Origin of the sequence: Flammeovirga sp. EKP202 (assembly GCF_014534745.1) — a bacterium.
Taxonomy (GTDB): domain Bacteria; phylum Bacteroidota; class Bacteroidia; order Cytophagales; family Flammeovirgaceae; genus Flammeovirga.
The window spans coordinates 44,696-61,401 of the sequence record NZ_JACVVP010000045.1 but is presented as its reverse complement, the minus strand read 5'-3'; the positions used below and the strand labels follow the sequence as shown (position 1 = coordinate 61,401).

Sequence of the window (16,706 nt, the reverse complement as noted above, 5' to 3'; positions counted from 1 at the left end):
ATTTAAAGTTTTTCTTATTCAGAATTTCAAAGGTATTCGGGTAACCTATGCCCACTTTTTGTTAGTGACCCCTTATTCACAGGTTTTGATTTCAAATAAAAGAAGTTAGACCCTGAAAATTGATAAGAGTGATTAATTTCGATCTTTATATATTAAAATGTTGATAACTTTTTAAAATTATAAACCAAATCAATCTGATATATAAAAAGTTATTCACATTTGTAGTGTTTATAAACATATATCAAGAGAAGTTGATAATGGGGTATGAGAAAGAAATCATATTAATCAAGGATACTAAAAGTGCTGAATTCTCTGCACTTGACCTACTAAAAGTATTAAGTTGGTCTGAATGGAATGAAACTTTATCACTTATTGACCGTGGTGATGATTTCAACTGGATTGAAGTGAAGGACAAGATTGAATTTATTGAAATCTTAAAAGATAAAACGCTTAATAAAGAATATATTGGGTTTACCATACAACACCAAACTAACAAACGGTTTGTAACTGTCAATATGGATGAGACTACAATAACATTCAGCTTAGATATTAGAAGAAAAGAAAATGAGGAAGAGTGGTTTAGCTGGTATCAAAATCATTTAATTTCTAAACTTAAAATGATAATTAAGAGAGTGGAATGGAAATCAAATTACAATAACGAAATAATAAAGTTAATAGATAAAGAAAGTATATAATAACCTCATGTAAAAAGGTATTCTATACCAAACGGTAAATTTATTAATAGCTCTTATATGTACTAGAATTACGTGACCATATTAGAATGTAGTGAAACATTAATAAGGTTAGTAAACAGTTTTTATTCACTAACCTTATTTTCATATGAGTGAGAATTAAATCATAATCACTTCTCCATCTTCAGGAACAAAGCTTTTCTCCATTAATCCTAGGTCAATATATTTTTGTCTAAGATCAACTCTTGTCGTTGGACAGTGGTTAACTGCTTCCATATGGTTGGCAATGACTTTTCCTGGAGCATTTTGAGTAAATTTAATAACATCTTCAACTGTCATCAATAACGGTTTGAATATGTCAAACTGAGCAGAACCTGCCGCTACTACACTGATTTCAGGTTTATATTCTCTTAATACTTTATCAACAGCATCAGTGTAGATTGTATCAGAACTTAAGTAAACAGAGGGTTGATCAGGTAGTTCGATATAATAACCCATTACATTTCCGGCAGGTTTAGCGACAAAACCATAACCATGTTGAGCAGGAATACCTTCTATTTTTCCTCCCAAGAAATCACTCCTTTTCCAATAGTCTATAGTTTGAATAATATTCAAACCTCTTTTTCTTAACTCACCCTCATCTTTCACACTACAGATAACAGGAATATTTTTCTTTCTTAAAAATGCTTCTGCATCCTTGTCTAAATGATCGGGGTGAAGATGAGTAATAAGACAGTGCGTTACTTTATCTAAAATAGGTTGAACATTTTCGGGCAGATCAACTAAAGGGTTTTTTCGTGCTTTAAAACGAATAAAAGAAAAAGGAGGCATTGTACTTTTTTTTCCTAGCATTGGGTCTACTAGAATAACTTTGTCATTGGTTTCAATGACCATTGAAGCGTTTCTGAATTGATGGATTTTCATGAGTAAGTATATTTATTTAAATGGAATGGATAAGTTCACGTTTCCATTCATGATAGAATGGGTTGATTTGTTTCTCGGTACCAATTGTACTACTTCGACCGTGACCTGGGTGAATTACCATATGATCTGCTTGTTCATCGATCAATTGTATGACTGATTTTTTGAGTTGATCTAAATTAGCAGTGGGTCTATCCCAACGTCCAACGCCACCCTCAAATAACGTATCGCCCACATAGAGGTCATGCCCTATTTTATAGCAAACACCTCCAATGGTATGACCAGGTGTTAGAATGACTGAAATTTCATAATCATCTATATATAACTTTGTCTCCTCTGTAATCGTTCGAATATCTAAACTATGAATATTATAGGCTTTCTCTTTTCCAAAGTACCCAAACCCATTTAGGCTATCATCCATTAAGATTTGATATTCTAATTCATGGAGGTAAACAGGTACATCAAAACAATCCAATGCTTCAATATGATCTATATGAGCATGTGTAAGTAGTATACCAATGACCTCAAGCCCTTCTTGTTTTACATAATCTTGAATAAGTTCTTTCTGATAACCTGGATCAATTATAAAGCACTTTCCATTTCTGTCAAGCACATAACAATTCATCGGTATATCACCGTCTAATTGTAATCGTCTTATTGGATATAACCTCATATTCGTATTGTTTTTTTGTACAATACAAATGTCCATGTCTAGGAAGCCAAATCCATTGATTCAAATCAAGAAATTAGATACGCTTACGTATTCTGCTTAGCGTTTCAGGTGTAACTCCCAAGTAAGAGGCAATATGATATTGAGGAATAGATTGAAGCCAATGCGGTTTATAAGCCATGAGTTCTTTGTAGAGTTCTTCGGGTGATTTTGTAATACGATTGTATTCGAACTGCTCTTTGTGCTCTAGTATCTTTTGAAAAGTGAGATCAATAAACGATTTCCCGCAATCGTATTTCTGAAGTAATTTTCGGAAGGTACTTTTTTCGATAGTCAGTAATTCTATTTTCGTTAATGCCTCTTGATTTTTTTTGGTTGTAGTATCATTATTAAAAGAGGAGAAATCAGTAATAAATTGAGGCTTAGTATAGAAGAGAGTGTTGGTTTCTTTTTCTGGGCTGACATAATATTCACGAACACTGCCACTATTTAAAAATCGTAATTGATTTTCAAAATTGCCAATTTGTAATATCAACTCTCCCTTTTTGTGAGTTTCCACTTGAAAAGAGTTAAAAAGCTCTTTTAAACCTTCTTTGTTTAAGGGGTATTCAGTTTCGAAAAACTTAGAGATTTGTGTGAAATTTGACATTACTTTTTCATTTTTTATCAAATTTAGGAATACTTTGATGAAAAAGTGATTATTAATTGAGTTTAAATAATATTAATACTAGAGCGAAATAATGAAAAAACTCCAAATGATAGCACTTGGAGCTTTCTAACTTTAATTTCTATTTTTAATTTAAATCATTCAAAACTAATTATTTTTTCCCTTCCAAAATATCACCTAAAATGGGGATTTTTTCAGAAATAGAATATTTTATCTGTTTGACGAAAATCTATAACTCCTTGCTCATTTTCTCTAAATGATTGGAGCCATAAACCATGACCTTTGTAATGTAATCAAACGGAAATCAATCAAATTATTACATTGCTATGAAATCAAAAATTTTAAAATTAGTCATCAGTTTCTTTTTAATTCCAACGTTATTCGTTAATGCTCAAGACTATGATTTAGTCATCTTAAATGGGCGAGTAATGGATCCGGAAACGATGCTAGACAGAGTATTAAATGTTGGTGTTAAAGATGGAAATATTACCATTATTACTCCCAATGATATACAAGGAGAGAAGACGATTGACGCTGAAGGTTTAGTTGTTGCTCCGGGTTTTATTGATACTCATTTCCATGCTTTGGATGGGCTTTCATTAAAAATGGCAGCTAGAGATGGAGTAACCACTGGTATGGATCTAGAAATTGGAGCGATCAAAGTAGATAATTGGTATAAAGCCAAAGAAGGTGCTTGGCCACTCAATTATGGAACTGGAATTAGCCATGAAGGAATCCGAATTCAAGTTTTAGATCCAGAAGTAGAACTACCAGAGTGGGCCGATGCTCCTGTGTTATTAGGAAAACTAAGAGCTGACGCTTGTGCGGATGGTGATTGTGGATGGCAGGATACTGAAAGTAACCTTGAGCAACTGAATGAAATTATGCGATTGGCAGATGAAGGAATGCAACAAGGTGCCATTGGTTTTAACTCTACAGTAGGGTATATGGTTGATGGTGTAAGTACTTTGGAAATGTATAAACTTCAAGAAGTAGCTGCAAAATATGGACGTGTATCTACAGCTCATGTTCGTTATCATGGTAGTCCTAAAAATCCTCAAGCACCCATCGGTTTTGAAGAGATTCTTGCGAATGCTTTAGTCTTAAATGGACCTCTTTTATTACAACATAACAACGACTTCGGTTGGATGGAAAATGAAGATAAATTACAAAAAGTAAGAGCCCAAGGACACAATATGTGGTCTGAATATTACCCTTATACTGCTGCCTCTACGTCAATTTCTTCTTCATTCTTACAGCCTAAGATTTTTGAAAATGTTTTCGGTGGTATTTATGAGAGAGATATTTATGATCCAATCAATGATAAATATTTAAATAAGGATGAGTTTTTAGAAACAGAAAAAGAAGATCCAAGTCGATTGGTTGTGATTTATAATCAGAATAGAAAATTATGGATGACAGACTGGTTAAAAATGCCGCATATGACTGTTGCCTCAGATGCCATTTACTCAGGTTTAGGTGTCGACTCATGGGATGTTCCATTTGAAGAATATAAAGGTCACCCAAGAACAGCAGGAACAAGAGCAAAGGTATTGAGGTTAGCCAGAGAAAATGGAGTACCATTAATGTTTAGTATTGCACAAATGTCATATTGGCCAGCTAAACATCTAGGAGATGCAGGTTTAGAAGCGATGCAAGTAAGAGGAAGAATTCAAGAAGGTATGGTTGCTGATATTACAATCTTCGATCCTGAAAATGTAGCAGATCAGGCTACTTATAAAATGAAGCAGCAAGGTTTACCATCAGTTGGAATTCCATATGTGATTGTGAGTGGAGAGTGTGTAGTAGATAACTCTGAATTTAAAAAAGTATGGGCGGGTAAACCAATTCGTTATCCAGAGACGAATAAAAGTAAGCATGAGCCATTAAGCAAAGAGTATTGGTTAAAGAAGCATGCAATCAACAATATTTCTATAGACGATTGTTCAGTACATAGTCACGACCACGAACATGATCACACCCATGATGATCATAATCACGACCATCATGAAGGTAAATAAATAGTCTTCTTTCTGAATAAAAAACAATCAAAATACTATTAAAATGATTAACCTGATAATCAAAAGATCTCCTTTACAATCAAAGGAGATCTCTAAAAGACTATATTTCTTATTGTTGTTACTACTCTTCAATATCTCTTCAAGTTATAGTCAAAATGAAAAAAGTATAACAAGTCCTGCATCTGTTGAAAATCAACTAAAAAATGATTTAAAAGAAACAGAAAAAACAAGCCTTTGGAATGCATTAGATACCATGGATAATGCAAAAGAGAGACTTTATAATAAAACAGGATTCATAGTAAATATGGATTACAACTCTCAAGTGATGGGAGCAACTTCTGCAGTCAATAATAATGTGGGAGCGAGTGGAGTTTTTAGAGTGTACGGTAAATGGAATATGGTTCGTAATAAAAAAGGCACTTCAGAAGGAGCTCTAGTTTTTAAATTTGAAAACAGGCATAAATACACTGATAATGCCTTGAGAGAGTTTGGTCCCTTGGATGTCGGCTTTCTAGGTTTTATGCAGTCCGTTTATAATGATCAAAAATGGAGGATGACCAACTTATATTGGAGACAGAGTTTCAATAACAGCAAAATCGTTTTCTATACAGGTTTTGTAGATGTAACAGATTGGGCAGATGTTCATGCAGCAGCAAGTCCTTGGACAAGTTTCAATAACATTTTGTTTGCAACGGGATCTGGAACTATGGGCGGTATGTTTCCTGATGGATCTATGGGAGCGATGCTCAATGTTTGGGTAAATGACAATGTGTATTTGGTGGGAAGTATGATCGATATTAACGGTAAAGCCACTGAGTTTTGGAAAAGTGCAGAAACATTCTTCACCAAGTTTGAAACTTTGAAAACGTTTGAAGTGGGGTATACTCCAGGAATGAAATCGGCTTTCTTGAAAAATATCCATGCTACCGTTTGGCAAGTTGACGCCAGTGAAACACTAGGAACAAAAAGTGGTTTTGGTGTGATCGGTTCTGCAAGTTGGTTGATCGGTACTAAGTTTATGCCTTTCGTAAGAGGAGGCTGGGCCAAAGATGGAGGAAGTTTTTACGAAGCATCAGTGAGTGCAGGATTTACTTACAATATCATGGGACCAAACACATTAGGCGTAGGTTTGAACTGGAACCGACCAAGTGAAAGTACATTTGGGCAGAAATTAAGAGATCAATATGTATCTGAGATATTCTACAAATTCAAATTGACGCATCATACAGAACTCACACCGAGTGTTCAATTAGTCGCCAACCCCGCTTTGAATATGAATACTGATTTCACTTCAGTATTTGGATTAAGATTTAGAGCTTTTTTGTAAAATAAAAAGTCAAATTATTATCAGACTTTACATAAAAAGGCTGTCTCATAAATCAATGAGACAGCCTTCTCTATTTTAAAAACAAAACGATAGACTATGATTGTTGAAGATCAAAGCGATCTAGGTTCATTACTTTTGTCCATGCTTTTACAAAATCTCTGATAAACTTCTCTTTAGAAGTTTCACTAGCATACACTTCTGCAATAGCTCTCAACTCAGAGTTTGATCCAAAAATTAAATCAGCTCTTGTGGCTTTGTAGACTTCCTGTCCCGTTTTTCTATCAATTCCAGCGTAGATTACATTTTGCTCATCTACAGGTGACCACTCAGTATCCATATCTAATAAGTTAACGAAGAAATCATTAGATAAAACCCCCGGCTGATCTGTAAAAACACCATAGTTTAAAGCACCGTAATTGGCATTTAAAGTACGCATACCACCAAGTAATACTGTCATTTCAGGAGCAGTAAGGGTAAGAAGTTGTGCTTTATCAATTAATAATTCCTCTGTAGTCAGTGTATATTGTTTCTTTTGGTAGTTTCTAAAGCCATCCGCCATTGGCTCTAATACTGCAAACGAATTGACATCTGTTTCTTCCTGAGTTGCATCCATTCTACCTGCCGTAAACGGTACTTCAATAGAATATCCACCTTTTTTGGCAGCTTGTTCAATTGCAGCATTACCACCTAATACAATTAAGTCTGCAATAGAAACTTCCTTACTCCCTTTATTAAATTGCTTTTGAATAGCTTCGTATTTTGCCAATACTTTTTTCAATTGAGCAGGGTTGTTACTCTCCCAGTTGACTTGAGGTTCTAATCGGATACGAGCACCATTTGCTCCGCCTCTTCTATCTGAACCCCTGTAGGATGATGCAGAAGCCCAAGCAGTTTCAATTAATTCATTATTAGGAATGCCTGCTTTTAGAATCTCTTTCTTCAATTTCTTAATATCAGAAGATGAGATGAGTTTATGATCTCTTGCAGGAATTGGGTCTTGCCAGATAAATGTATCTTTTGGTACTTCAGGGCCTAAGTAAGTTGTTTTAGGACCCATGTCTCTATGTGTTAATTTAAACCATGCCTCTGCAAATGCTTTATCGAATGAAAGTGGATCATCCATAAATTCTTCCATTACTTTTCTATATCCAGGATCTTCTTTTAAAGCCAGATCTGATGTAAGCATAGTAGGTCTATGTCTTTTCGATTTATCAAAAGCATCAGGTATTATTTCTCCTACATCTTTGGCCACCCATTGGTGATGTCCGGCAGGACTTTTTGTTAGTTCCCACTCATTATTCATCAATAAGTTAATAAACGAATGACTCCATCTAGTAGGTGTAGGGGTCCAAATCACTTCAAGGCCTGAAGTAATAGCATCTTTACCTTTACCCGATTTATAGGTACTTTTCCAACCAAAACCTTGTTCCTCAATTTTTGCCGCTTCAGGTGCTGCTCCAACATGTTTAGTATCACCAGCACCGTGAGTTTTACCAAAAGTATGTCCGCCCGCAATTAATGCCACTGTTTCCTTATCATTCATCCCCATTCTTCCGAATGAAATTCTAATATTTTTTGCTGATGCTAACGGATCAGGTACTCCATTTGGCCCTTCTGGGTTTACATAAATCAATCCCATTTGAACCGCTGCTAATGGATTCTCTTTTTCTAAGTCTAATTCACCCTCTTCATTTAAGCGTCTTGATTCTAACCAGTCACCTTCTGAACCCCAGTAAATATCATTTTGAGGTTCCCATACATCTGCTCTTCCACCGGCAAAACCTATCGTTTTAAAACCCATAGACTCCAAAGCAACATTACCTGTAAGGATCATTAAATCGGCCCAAGAGATTTGATCACCATACTTTTGTTTTACGGGCCATAAAAGTCTTCTTGCTTTATCTAAGTTTCCATTGTCAGGCCAGCTATTTTGAGGAGCAAACCTTTGAATTCCCATTCTAGTACCACCACGTCCATCTCCTGTACGGTAGGTACCGGCACTATGCCATGCCATACGAACGAATAGTGGTCCATAATTACCATAATCTGCAGGCCACCAATCCTGGGAAGTTGTCAGTACTTTTTTAATATCTGCTTTTAAAGCATAATAATCGAGTGTATTAAATTCTTTTTCATAATTGAATTCTTCACCCATCGGATTGGTCTTCTCTGAGTTTTGAGCTAGAATTTTTACATTAAGTTGATTGGGCCACCAATCCTTATTGGATTTAGCCGTTGTAATTTGTTCTTTTTTATGTCCTTTGTCAAAACCAAAAGGACAACCTCCACTGACTTTTTCTTCTGACGACTTATTATTGCTGGTGCATGCCGTAATTGCAAGTATTGATAATGATAAACTAAGTATTTTTTTCATACCTATGTGTTAAAGTTTTATGTAATAAAATTTAGGCTTTAGTAGATAATTTCTTGCCTTGACTGAAATGTATTACAAAGGTAGCGGTAGATATTTATAAGTAAAATTGATATTATTTATGAAGTCATAAGATAAAGTAATAACTATAAGATGATGATTGGTCAAACTATAAGGGTGCGGCTTCTAAACTTCCTTCTCTTCGGTTTATCTCAATGTATAAATTGAAGAAACTGAGATATAATTTACTTAAATAGGAGTCCTATCTCTTTTCATTCATCTTTTTTAAGTACTTAAACACCCAAATAAAATCACTAGAAAACAGTATATTTAAAATAATAAAAAGTAACTATGGATTATCACTACATCATTGAAGGAAACGAATTAGTTCAAGAATCTTCATACCAAAAAGTAGCCAAAGACCTCAAGGGAGAATGGGATGGTGAAAACCTGAAAATAGAAAATAGTTGGGCAGAGGTAGATATACACTCTTTTAACTTTTTAGATGATTTGTATATCTCTATCTCAACTTTAAATTTCCAAAAACCTGTTTTATTTAAGAGCGTACGTCAAGATCATGAAGAACCCTATTTCGCATTAAAAATAGGCTTTACAGGTTCTTTTTTAGGAGATGAACAAAAACACGATTTCAATAATTTGGGTGTTTTTTTCTATAATTCAAAGCAAAATTTTGAAGTGGAGTACCCGTTGAATACCAAATGTCAGTGGCTTTCAATTGTATTTTCATTAAGTCTGTATGAGAAATTTATGGGAAAACAGACCAGTCAAATTTCAAAATTGATTCATGATGAAACACCGTGGTTTCAATATTTCCCTTTGGATGTAGAAATAGAAAATTTAGTCAATGCCATCATTTTTAATCTAGATAAAAAGCGAAGAAGACCTATCCACTTTTTTACCAAGCCTTTGGAGATAATAGGTTTGATCCGCGAGAAAATGGAGAAGGAAGCGAGTGGTTTCAAAAGAAATATTCACGAGGATGACTTGAAAATCATGATGCAATTGAAAGAACAATACCTCTCCGATTTCACTCAACAACCCAACTTGTCAGACTTGAGTTTTAAATATGGAATGAGCATTTCTAAGTTGAACCGAGTATTTAAATCTATTTTCGATAAACCCATTTTACAATTTTATAATCAACAAAAAATAGAAGAAGCCTACCGACAAATCAACAGAACCAACAAAAGCATGACTGAAATCTCTATGGATCTCAATTTTACCAATGTGGGTTATATGAGTAAGATATTTAAGGATGCTTATGGTTTTCCTCCATCAGAATTAAGAAATAAGGATTAGTATTTTGAATCGTAGTAACATAGATTGCTAGATAGTAAGTATGAAAATGATGTCGGTTCTGATCATAAAAAAAACTCCTTCCCCGGAACAGGAAAGGAGTTTTTTATGAGCTGATAAAAGTGAATTAGTCCACTTTCACCCAAACTTTCAATGAAACAGCAGGAACAGTAATATCTGCTGAAGATCCACCTTTTAATTTACGAAGGTTCTTTTGATCTTTCACACCTTTCTTGATGTTGACAGCATCATTGTTGGCTACCAATTTCCAGTTACCCGCAGGTAATTGAACGTCTTTGAACGTAGCTTCAGCATCACCTGTATTCAACAATACAAATACTTTTTGATCTACAATATAGCCCAATTGATGTTCATCTTCAGGAGTGATAAACTGATAGTAGCCTTCAGGAGCTTTTTCAGCAATTCTAAATACTTTACCATACTCTGAAAGTCTGAATTCGTTCATGCCTTTCCAGAATGCAAACATGTTTTTGTAGTCGTTTGTATTCCCAGCTTGCGGTGTTTGGCCAACTGTTTCCCAAGCGTACTGATTGGCTGTACGGTGGTTGTAAGTGTCTCTATAACCGTGCATGTACACTTTGTATCCTTTGTTCGTAGTTTTCACCACCTCTTTCAAAGGAGCATCAGCTTTAGAACGCATGATTTCAGAACCACCATTGGTTACCAATGGTCCCAATGAAGTATATAAAAGCGTTACGGCGATCTTGTAGTTGTCTTGATCTACGCTTGTACGACCATCGAATTTCTCACCACCAAACTGATCTGATAAAGTGAAATTATCGTGGATATCTAAGTAAGTGATACCAGAGTTAGGTGTTTTATCTTCTTTATTTGAATTTTCTAATCCTTTCATCACACCTTCACGGTCGCTAGTTTTACCACCAGCCCATCCACGGTCTGTCAAAGGATCTGTCAATTTAAATACAGGACCCTTAAAAGCACTACGCGAATCATCTTGGAAGAATGTAATAGGAGAGTCTTCTTTGTACCAATCCCATGAAGGGTTTGCTTCAAATTCAGGATCATTAGAACCAATCCAAGGCTCACCATAAACGATTTTATCTTGACCGATTGCCTCTTTTAAAGCAATCAAAGTTTGTTGATCCACTTGACCAGCCAAGTCGATACGGAAACCATCAATACCAAATTCTTTAATGTAATACTGACATTGGTCGATCAACCATCTTTGCGTCATTGGACGGTTTTCAGTTTTCACTTCATTACCGTAATCACCAATATGCTCAAGATCTTTTGTTCTATAATAATATTGTTTGTCGATTCCGTTGAAGTTGAAGGTCCAGGCATTGCCGTCCATGTTCTCCGCAGTGTGGTTTGGTACAATATCAATAATTACCGCTACACCTTCGTCATGGAATGCTTGAACAAGATCTCTGAATTCATTGCGTTCCTCACCAGGTTCTTTGCCTACAGTACGGTATCTTGTTTCCACCGCCATAGCGTGAGAAGTTCTGTAACCCCACTGGTAATTCTCTTCACTTACACCTTGCGAAATCATGTACTCGTCATTCTCAAAAGAAGCTTTCCAGTCATCAGTAGGGTAGTGTAGGTACTCTTGAATCGGCATTAAGTGAACCACATTGATTCCTAAATCCAATAAGTAATCAAAACCAATTTTCTGACCTTTTGAATTCTTCAATCCTCTTTTTGTAACCGCTGGAATACGTCCTTTGATGCTTTCATCTACCGGCAAACGGTCTGTAAAATCTTGTACGTGTACTTCATAAGCAATTACATCTTCCATGGCAGGAATTCCGCTTGCCAAAGGAGTAGCAGGAGTTGTTCTATGCCAGATTCTACATTTACCCCAAGTATCATCACTTACACGAGTATAAGGGTCAGAAACGTGTGCTTTTGTTGTTTCATAAAATAAGTTACCCGGATCTTGGTGTCCGTGAATCGTAAAATCATACCACACACCATGAAGATCTTTATCAAAGAACGCTTCCCAAACGCCATCTTCATCTTCTTTCATGTCAATCACTTCATACGCTTTGGTGTCATCTTTATCTTTGTATAAATAAAGTTTTACTAAAGTAGCTCTTGGGGCAAAAAGGCGTACTGAAGTTTTGCCATCATCGATGTTAGCACCTAGCTCTTTTGTTGAGAAAGTTTCTCTAAACCACCCATCATAAGAACATAAAGCGGATAATTTTTGAGAAGGAATATGTAAGTAATACACTCTCTTTTTATCCAAAGGGACTTCAGGAATAATCAATGTTGTTGTTGCTTCGTTAGGTAAAACACCTTTTACTTTGATGGTATCACCTGCTGCAGAAGTGATAACATAGGCTTCAGGGTTCAAAGGCCTTTCACCGACTACATTTGCCCAGATTAATCTTTCATTTTTTAGTTCTGCTTTAAGGCCTGGAAGAATAGTATTTTGCATGAATACTAAGTTGCCGGCATTAATGTTTGGAGATACATCAGTAGGACTTAGCCATTCGCCTTCATTGATTCTGAACTTGAATTCAGCTTGAGGAGAAATTACTTTAAAGTCTTTGTTGTTGAATGTTAGAATCCATTGACCACCAATCTTTTTAAGTTGCCACTCTTCATTATCCATGTTAGTATCCCAACCTCTAAAAGAACCAGTAACGACTACTTTATTTGGTTTTTTATTGTAGATGCCTTCATCAAAAATAAAGGAAACTTCATCACTAAAAACCGCGTAGCCTTGCTTCACCTGCTGTCCTGTAAATGATTGTCCATATCCGAGGATTGACATTACAAGGAAAGCAAAAATAAGTACGTTTTTTTTCATTTTCGAATGTATAAATATTGAGATTGTGCTAATAAGTACCAAGACAAAATTATTGCACATAAACACCGCTTATTGTTGTACGTTTACAGCCTTAATAGGCAACTATCAATTTGTTTTTTAGGCGAATAGTCACTAGAACAATAGTAGATTTTTCTTTCACATTAGTCTTGACTTGATACTTAAAGTTAAGTGAAAATGATGAATAAAAGACGACTATTTTGGGGGCAACAAATAAAAAAAGTATCGCAACCGAATGCAATACTTTAAATTCTATTTTTTTTTCAATCTTTTAATAAATTAATACAATATGTGTAGCAATTTAATTTGAAATATTGTGATAAATTTCACCTTCCGGAGCTCTTTAAGAAGCTAGAATTGTTTTTGTGAGAACAATTAAAGCCTCAATTTTTACGGAATCATAAGCATCTGAGTGTGCTCTTCCGTAACGTCCTGCATCATTATCGAAGTATTCCCCTGAATGTTGTTTATGTTCATCCTTCATCGTCAAATCATAAAGAATATCTCCACCTTTATCTGCAGGTGACCAATGCTTACCGTAAGCCTCTTTCACCATTCTTGTATTTAAAAGAGACCCCGGATTAACCGCAATAACCGTAGTGTCATTTACTTTTCTGGAAAGGTCAAAACTCCACATCGTTAGTGCTAATTTACTTTGAGCATAAGTGGTATTTTCAGATAAGGTTTCTTTTCCCTCCAATGCCGATAACGAAACAGGAGATTGTGCTGCAGAACTGAGATTGATAATGCGTGCATCTTCTCCTTTTATAATAGGTAACAGCTTTTCTGTAAGTAGGTAAGGAGAGAGGTAATTAACCACAAAACGGAGATCTAATCCTTTGGAGTTGGTGGGTTGAGGACTTTTATAAACACCAGCATTATTGATTAAAACATCAAGGTGATGCACTTTTTGTAAAATAGCAGTCACCAATTGCTCCACTTGATCTAGTTCTGATAAGTCAGCGACAAAACCCTCTACATTTTGATTATGGCTCTCTTTTTGAATAGCTTCAATGACTGCGTTTACTTTTGATGCACTTCTGCCATGTATAAATACAGAATGACCATCTTTCGCTAATTTCAAAGCAGCAAGTTTACCGATACCATCAGTACTTCCGGTGATAAGAATAGTTTTTTTCATTTTTGAATTATAGTTTGTCTAATTTAATAAATTACTTCTGTTCTAGCGTCTAAATCTTATTGATTTCTACTCATGCAAAACTTACTCAACACAATAGCTGAAAAAATTACAATAACTCCACCTCTAAAAACAGCTCTTGAAACATCTTTTCAAAAAGTGATAATACAAAAAGGGACAATAATTTTGGAAGAGGGCACCACTGCACGTTTTCTTTATTTTATAGATAAAGGGGTATTACATAATTATTATTATCATGATGGAAAACAGATAAGTTCTTGGTTCTATACAGAAAACCACTTTATCACTGCTTGGTACAGTTTCTATGGACAGCAACCTAGTTTTGAAGCCATAGAATGTTTAGAAGATTGTGAGTTATACCGCATTAGTTATACGGATTATCAAAAACTGATTCTTGAATTTCCCGAATTCAATACTTTTGCCCGATTACTATCTGAAGAGATGTTGATGATCATAGATCAGATGTCAAAAAATTGGTCCTTCCTCACCGCAAAACAGAAATATGAGGTCTTGCAAAGCTACTTTCCACAGATAGAATTAAGGGTAAAACTGGGCTTGATCGCTTCTTTTTTAGGGATTTCTCAGGAGACTTTGAGTAGGTTGAGAGGGAGGAGGGAAAAGTAAGATTTTTTTTGAGGGAAGAGGGAAGAGGGAAGAGGGAAGAAATCACCATGTTTCAAGTGTTAAGCGCTAGCGTCACTTGGAACTGATCTTTGGCGAAGTCTCCCGACTTCGAGTATAAATACCACATTTCCATTCATTTCGAAGTCAGGAGACTTCGCCAATAAGTCATCACAAGTGGCGCCTATCGGCTTAACACTTGCGATATAAAAAGTATTTGGAATTTTTGATGGTTTTGCGACAGCCCCTCAGGTGATACTTAAACCTTTTCAAGACTGAAGTCTTGAAGGTTTCTTGCGGAAACATCACTTTAGTGTTTACGGAGTCAATATCAATAGCCCACGACTTCAGTCGTGGTGCACGTTATATCAATTTTTTACTTTTTGACTTAGATCAAAAAATCCCGCATTTTCTCCTCTTACCTTTACATCATCAACAAAATACACCTGACAAAACATGAAATTATTCAATAAAAAGCTACTCTCTTTTTTGCTGATCGGACTAGGCGTTTCTTCTTGTAAAACGATGAATACGCAGGATCAAGATATAGAGGTTCAATTAGCAGCCGTTTCATACAATGGGAATATCAAGCAGATTGTGGATAACAATTGCTTTTACTGTCATTCGGGGGAAACTCCAAGTGCCGGAATGGATTTAACGACGTATGATAACCTTGTGGAAGCCGTAAAAAATAGAGGGCTTTTGAATAGAATCAACAACGCTTCTAACCCAATGCCTCAAAGTGGTCTGATGACAAAAGAGGATCGTTTGAAGTTGAAAGAATGGGCAGAGAAGAATTTCCCATTAGAAGGTAACACGAATCCAAATACCACTGTAAAAACATCTACCATGTATTATAAAGCCCCAGAAATTACCGCCATCAATATAGATCATGAAGGATTTGATTTTATGCAAAAAATGCAAGGACATTGGGTAGGAGATATGTTTTTGCTTGGTCAGAATATTCCTTGGTTTGCCTTTGATTTTAGAGCCATTAATACCTCACAAGTGCATGGCCTTTTTGAGGGTGGTACCATGGGCAATTTATTCAATACATTCTTTGTGGCGGAGTATAAAGGTGTAAAAACCATTATGCTTAGAAACGGGGGAATTCTAGCCGACATTTACCGTACAAGCTATTTTGTATTGACCGAAGCTGAAAACAACGAATACCTTTTTGTTGATGCTTATGGTGGAAAAGATATCATGTGGGTAAAGGTGAGTTTTAAGGAAAACAAAATAAAAATGGTTTCTTATACCAGTAGAATGGGCTCTAACAAACCAAGTAAGCACATGGAATTTAATGGACAATTGGCTCATTCTGACTTAGCACAAAAGGCATCCGAAAAATATAACTTCCCCACAAAGGAAGTCGTAAAGCATTTTCCAAATGGAATGCCTTTGGCCGACTGGGGAGAGCAATATCCTATCGTCACCTCAGCCACTTATATGATGCAGGCAGGGGATATGAGCTATGAAGAGTTAGGAACGCTCGCCCAAGATCCCATTCAGATCAATGATATCGAAAACATTGTCACTGTAGATCTCTCTTTCAAAAGAACAGACCTCAGTAAAGACAACAAAATCAGTGTTTACTTATCGAGAACACCTCTTACGGACAGTCAAGGCAACTTCAAAACGGAGTACGGTTACATCGCCAAAAAGATGATGGACGAAATACTTCTTTTCCCAGAAATCTCCAAAAGTCAAAATGACTTCCAACTGACTTACCTGCATGAGGGAAAATGCTATTTGACTTTTGTGGTAGATAATAACCAAGACATGATCCCCGGAAAGGGAGACTACTACAGTGAAAGTATACCGTTGGAGTTAAAAGCGGGGACGCCTTTGAAAATTGATGTGGATAATATTTTGAGGACGATTCAGTAGGAGGGAGTTTTTGCAGTTATTGATTAGAGTGTAGTCCACAAGGATGTTGCGTTATAACGTTCTTGTGGACTACTTTCTTCACTGTTCTGTGTGTTAAGCGATAGCATCACTCAGAACTTGTTTATTGAATGAGTTTGTAACTCATTACTTTAATTTTATGATATCATCCCTTGTAAGCCATTCAGGAGCATCTAACTCCTTAAGTCTTTGCTTAAGTTGTCTTGGGATT

The 16,706-nt window shown here is 35.7% G+C and carries 12 protein-coding genes; 6 read left to right on the top strand and 6 right to left on the bottom strand.

All coding sequences use genetic code 11. The features are described 5' to 3' along the window. The first annotated feature begins 257 nt into the window (after window positions 1–257). The gene (locus IC221_RS22175; protein WP_188171051.1) at window positions 258–695 is read left to right on the top strand and encodes a hypothetical protein; all 438 of its coding nucleotides are present in this window, start codon (window positions 258–260) and stop codon (window positions 693–695) included. Window positions 696–851: 156 nt separating this feature from the next. Here IC221_RS22175 and IC221_RS22170 read toward each other — a convergent pair whose 3' ends face one another. From IC221_RS22170 to IC221_RS22160, 3 genes are all read right to left on the bottom strand, one after another. Continuing rightward, window positions 852–1,616, bottom strand: a complete 765-nt coding sequence (locus IC221_RS22170) for an MBL fold metallo-hydrolase (protein WP_188171050.1) — start codon at window positions 1,614–1,616, stop codon at window positions 852–854. Between the two features lie 16 nt (window positions 1,617–1,632). Then, window positions 1,633–2,286 carry an MBL fold metallo-hydrolase gene (locus IC221_RS22165; RefSeq protein WP_188171049.1) on the bottom strand — a complete coding sequence of 218 codons (654 nt, stop codon included), beginning with the start codon at window positions 2,284–2,286 and terminating at the stop codon, window positions 1,633–1,635. A gap of 73 nt (window positions 2,287–2,359) precedes the next feature. Then, a complete protein-coding gene (locus tag IC221_RS22160) occupies window positions 2,360–2,932 on the bottom strand; it encodes a Crp/Fnr family transcriptional regulator (RefSeq protein ID WP_188171048.1) in 573 nt (190 codons plus the stop codon). A gap of 344 nt (window positions 2,933–3,276) precedes the next feature. Between IC221_RS22160 and IC221_RS22155 the strand changes: the two genes are divergently transcribed. Continuing rightward, window positions 3,277–4,971 carry an aminoacylase gene (locus IC221_RS22155; protein ID WP_188171047.1) on the top strand — a complete coding sequence of 565 codons (1,695 nt, stop codon included), beginning with the start codon at window positions 3,277–3,279 and terminating at the stop codon, window positions 4,969–4,971. 43 nt (window positions 4,972–5,014) lie between these two features. Then, window positions 5,015–6,298 (top strand): carbohydrate porin, encoded by a 1,284-nt coding sequence (locus IC221_RS22150; protein WP_188171046.1) that lies wholly within the window; start codon window positions 5,015–5,017, stop codon window positions 6,296–6,298. A 94-nt stretch (window positions 6,299–6,392) separates the two neighbouring features. Here IC221_RS22150 and katG read toward each other — a convergent pair whose 3' ends face one another. Beyond that, window positions 6,393–8,672 carry a catalase/peroxidase HPI gene (gene katG / locus IC221_RS22145; protein WP_188171045.1) on the bottom strand — a complete coding sequence of 760 codons (2,280 nt, stop codon included), beginning with the start codon at window positions 8,670–8,672 and terminating at the stop codon, window positions 6,393–6,395. Window positions 8,673–9,020: 348 nt separating this feature from the next. Between katG and IC221_RS22140 the strand changes: the two genes are divergently transcribed. Continuing rightward, complete coding sequence (locus IC221_RS22140) at window positions 9,021–9,989, top strand: AraC family transcriptional regulator (RefSeq protein ID WP_188171044.1); 969 nt, start codon at window positions 9,021–9,023, stop codon at window positions 9,987–9,989. Between the two features lie 124 nt (window positions 9,990–10,113). Here IC221_RS22140 and IC221_RS22135 read toward each other — a convergent pair whose 3' ends face one another. Both IC221_RS22135 and IC221_RS22130 read right to left on the bottom strand, forming a co-directional pair. Beyond that, entirely contained in the window at window positions 10,114–12,789 is a 2,676-nt protein-coding gene (locus IC221_RS22135; protein ID WP_188171043.1) for an alpha-amylase family glycosyl hydrolase, read from the bottom strand. Window positions 12,790–13,150: 361 nt separating this feature from the next. Next, the gene (locus IC221_RS22130) at window positions 13,151–13,948 is read right to left on the bottom strand and encodes an SDR family NAD(P)-dependent oxidoreductase (protein WP_188171042.1); all 798 of its coding nucleotides are present in this window, start codon (window positions 13,946–13,948) and stop codon (window positions 13,151–13,153) included. 72 nt (window positions 13,949–14,020) lie between these two features. Here IC221_RS22130 and IC221_RS22125 point away from each other — a divergent pair, with 72 nt between their 5' ends. After that, window positions 14,021–14,590 (top strand): Crp/Fnr family transcriptional regulator, encoded by a 570-nt coding sequence (locus IC221_RS22125; RefSeq protein WP_188171041.1) that lies wholly within the window; start codon window positions 14,021–14,023, stop codon window positions 14,588–14,590. Window positions 14,591–15,043: 453 nt separating this feature from the next. Further along, a complete protein-coding gene (locus IC221_RS22120) occupies window positions 15,044–16,477 on the top strand; it encodes a hypothetical protein (RefSeq protein WP_188171040.1) in 1,434 nt (477 codons plus the stop codon). The last annotated feature ends 229 nt before the right edge of the window (window positions 16,478–16,706 follow it).

Bases quoted from the DNA above. Each gene is read 5' to 3' on its own strand.
- IC221_RS22175 (WP_188171051.1), top strand. From the start codon at position 258: ATGGGGTATGAGAAAGAAATCATATTAATCAAGGATACTAAAAGTGCT.
- IC221_RS22170 (WP_188171050.1), bottom strand. From the start codon at position 1,616: ATGAAAATCCATCAATTCAGAAACGCTTCAATGGTCATTGAAACCAAT.
- IC221_RS22165 (WP_188171049.1), bottom strand. From the start codon at position 2,286: ATGAGGTTATATCCAATAAGACGATTACAATTAGACGGTGATATACCG.
- IC221_RS22160 (WP_188171048.1), bottom strand. From the start codon at position 2,932: ATGTCAAATTTCACACAAATCTCTAAGTTTTTCGAAACTGAATACCCC.
- IC221_RS22155 (WP_188171047.1), top strand. From the start codon at position 3,277: ATGAAATCAAAAATTTTAAAATTAGTCATCAGTTTCTTTTTAATTCCA.
- IC221_RS22150 (WP_188171046.1), top strand. From the start codon at position 5,015: ATGATTAACCTGATAATCAAAAGATCTCCTTTACAATCAAAGGAGATC.
- katG (WP_188171045.1), bottom strand. From the start codon at position 8,672: ATGAAAAAAATACTTAGTTTATCATTATCAATACTTGCAATTACGGCA.
- IC221_RS22140 (WP_188171044.1), top strand. From the start codon at position 9,021: ATGGATTATCACTACATCATTGAAGGAAACGAATTAGTTCAAGAATCT.
- IC221_RS22135 (WP_188171043.1), bottom strand. From the start codon at position 12,789: ATGAAAAAAAACGTACTTATTTTTGCTTTCCTTGTAATGTCAATCCTC.
- IC221_RS22130 (WP_188171042.1), bottom strand. From the start codon at position 13,948: ATGAAAAAAACTATTCTTATCACCGGAAGTACTGATGGTATCGGTAAA.
- IC221_RS22125 (WP_188171041.1), top strand. From the start codon at position 14,021: ATGCAAAACTTACTCAACACAATAGCTGAAAAAATTACAATAACTCCA.
- IC221_RS22120 (WP_188171040.1), top strand. From the start codon at position 15,044: ATGAAATTATTCAATAAAAAGCTACTCTCTTTTTTGCTGATCGGACTA.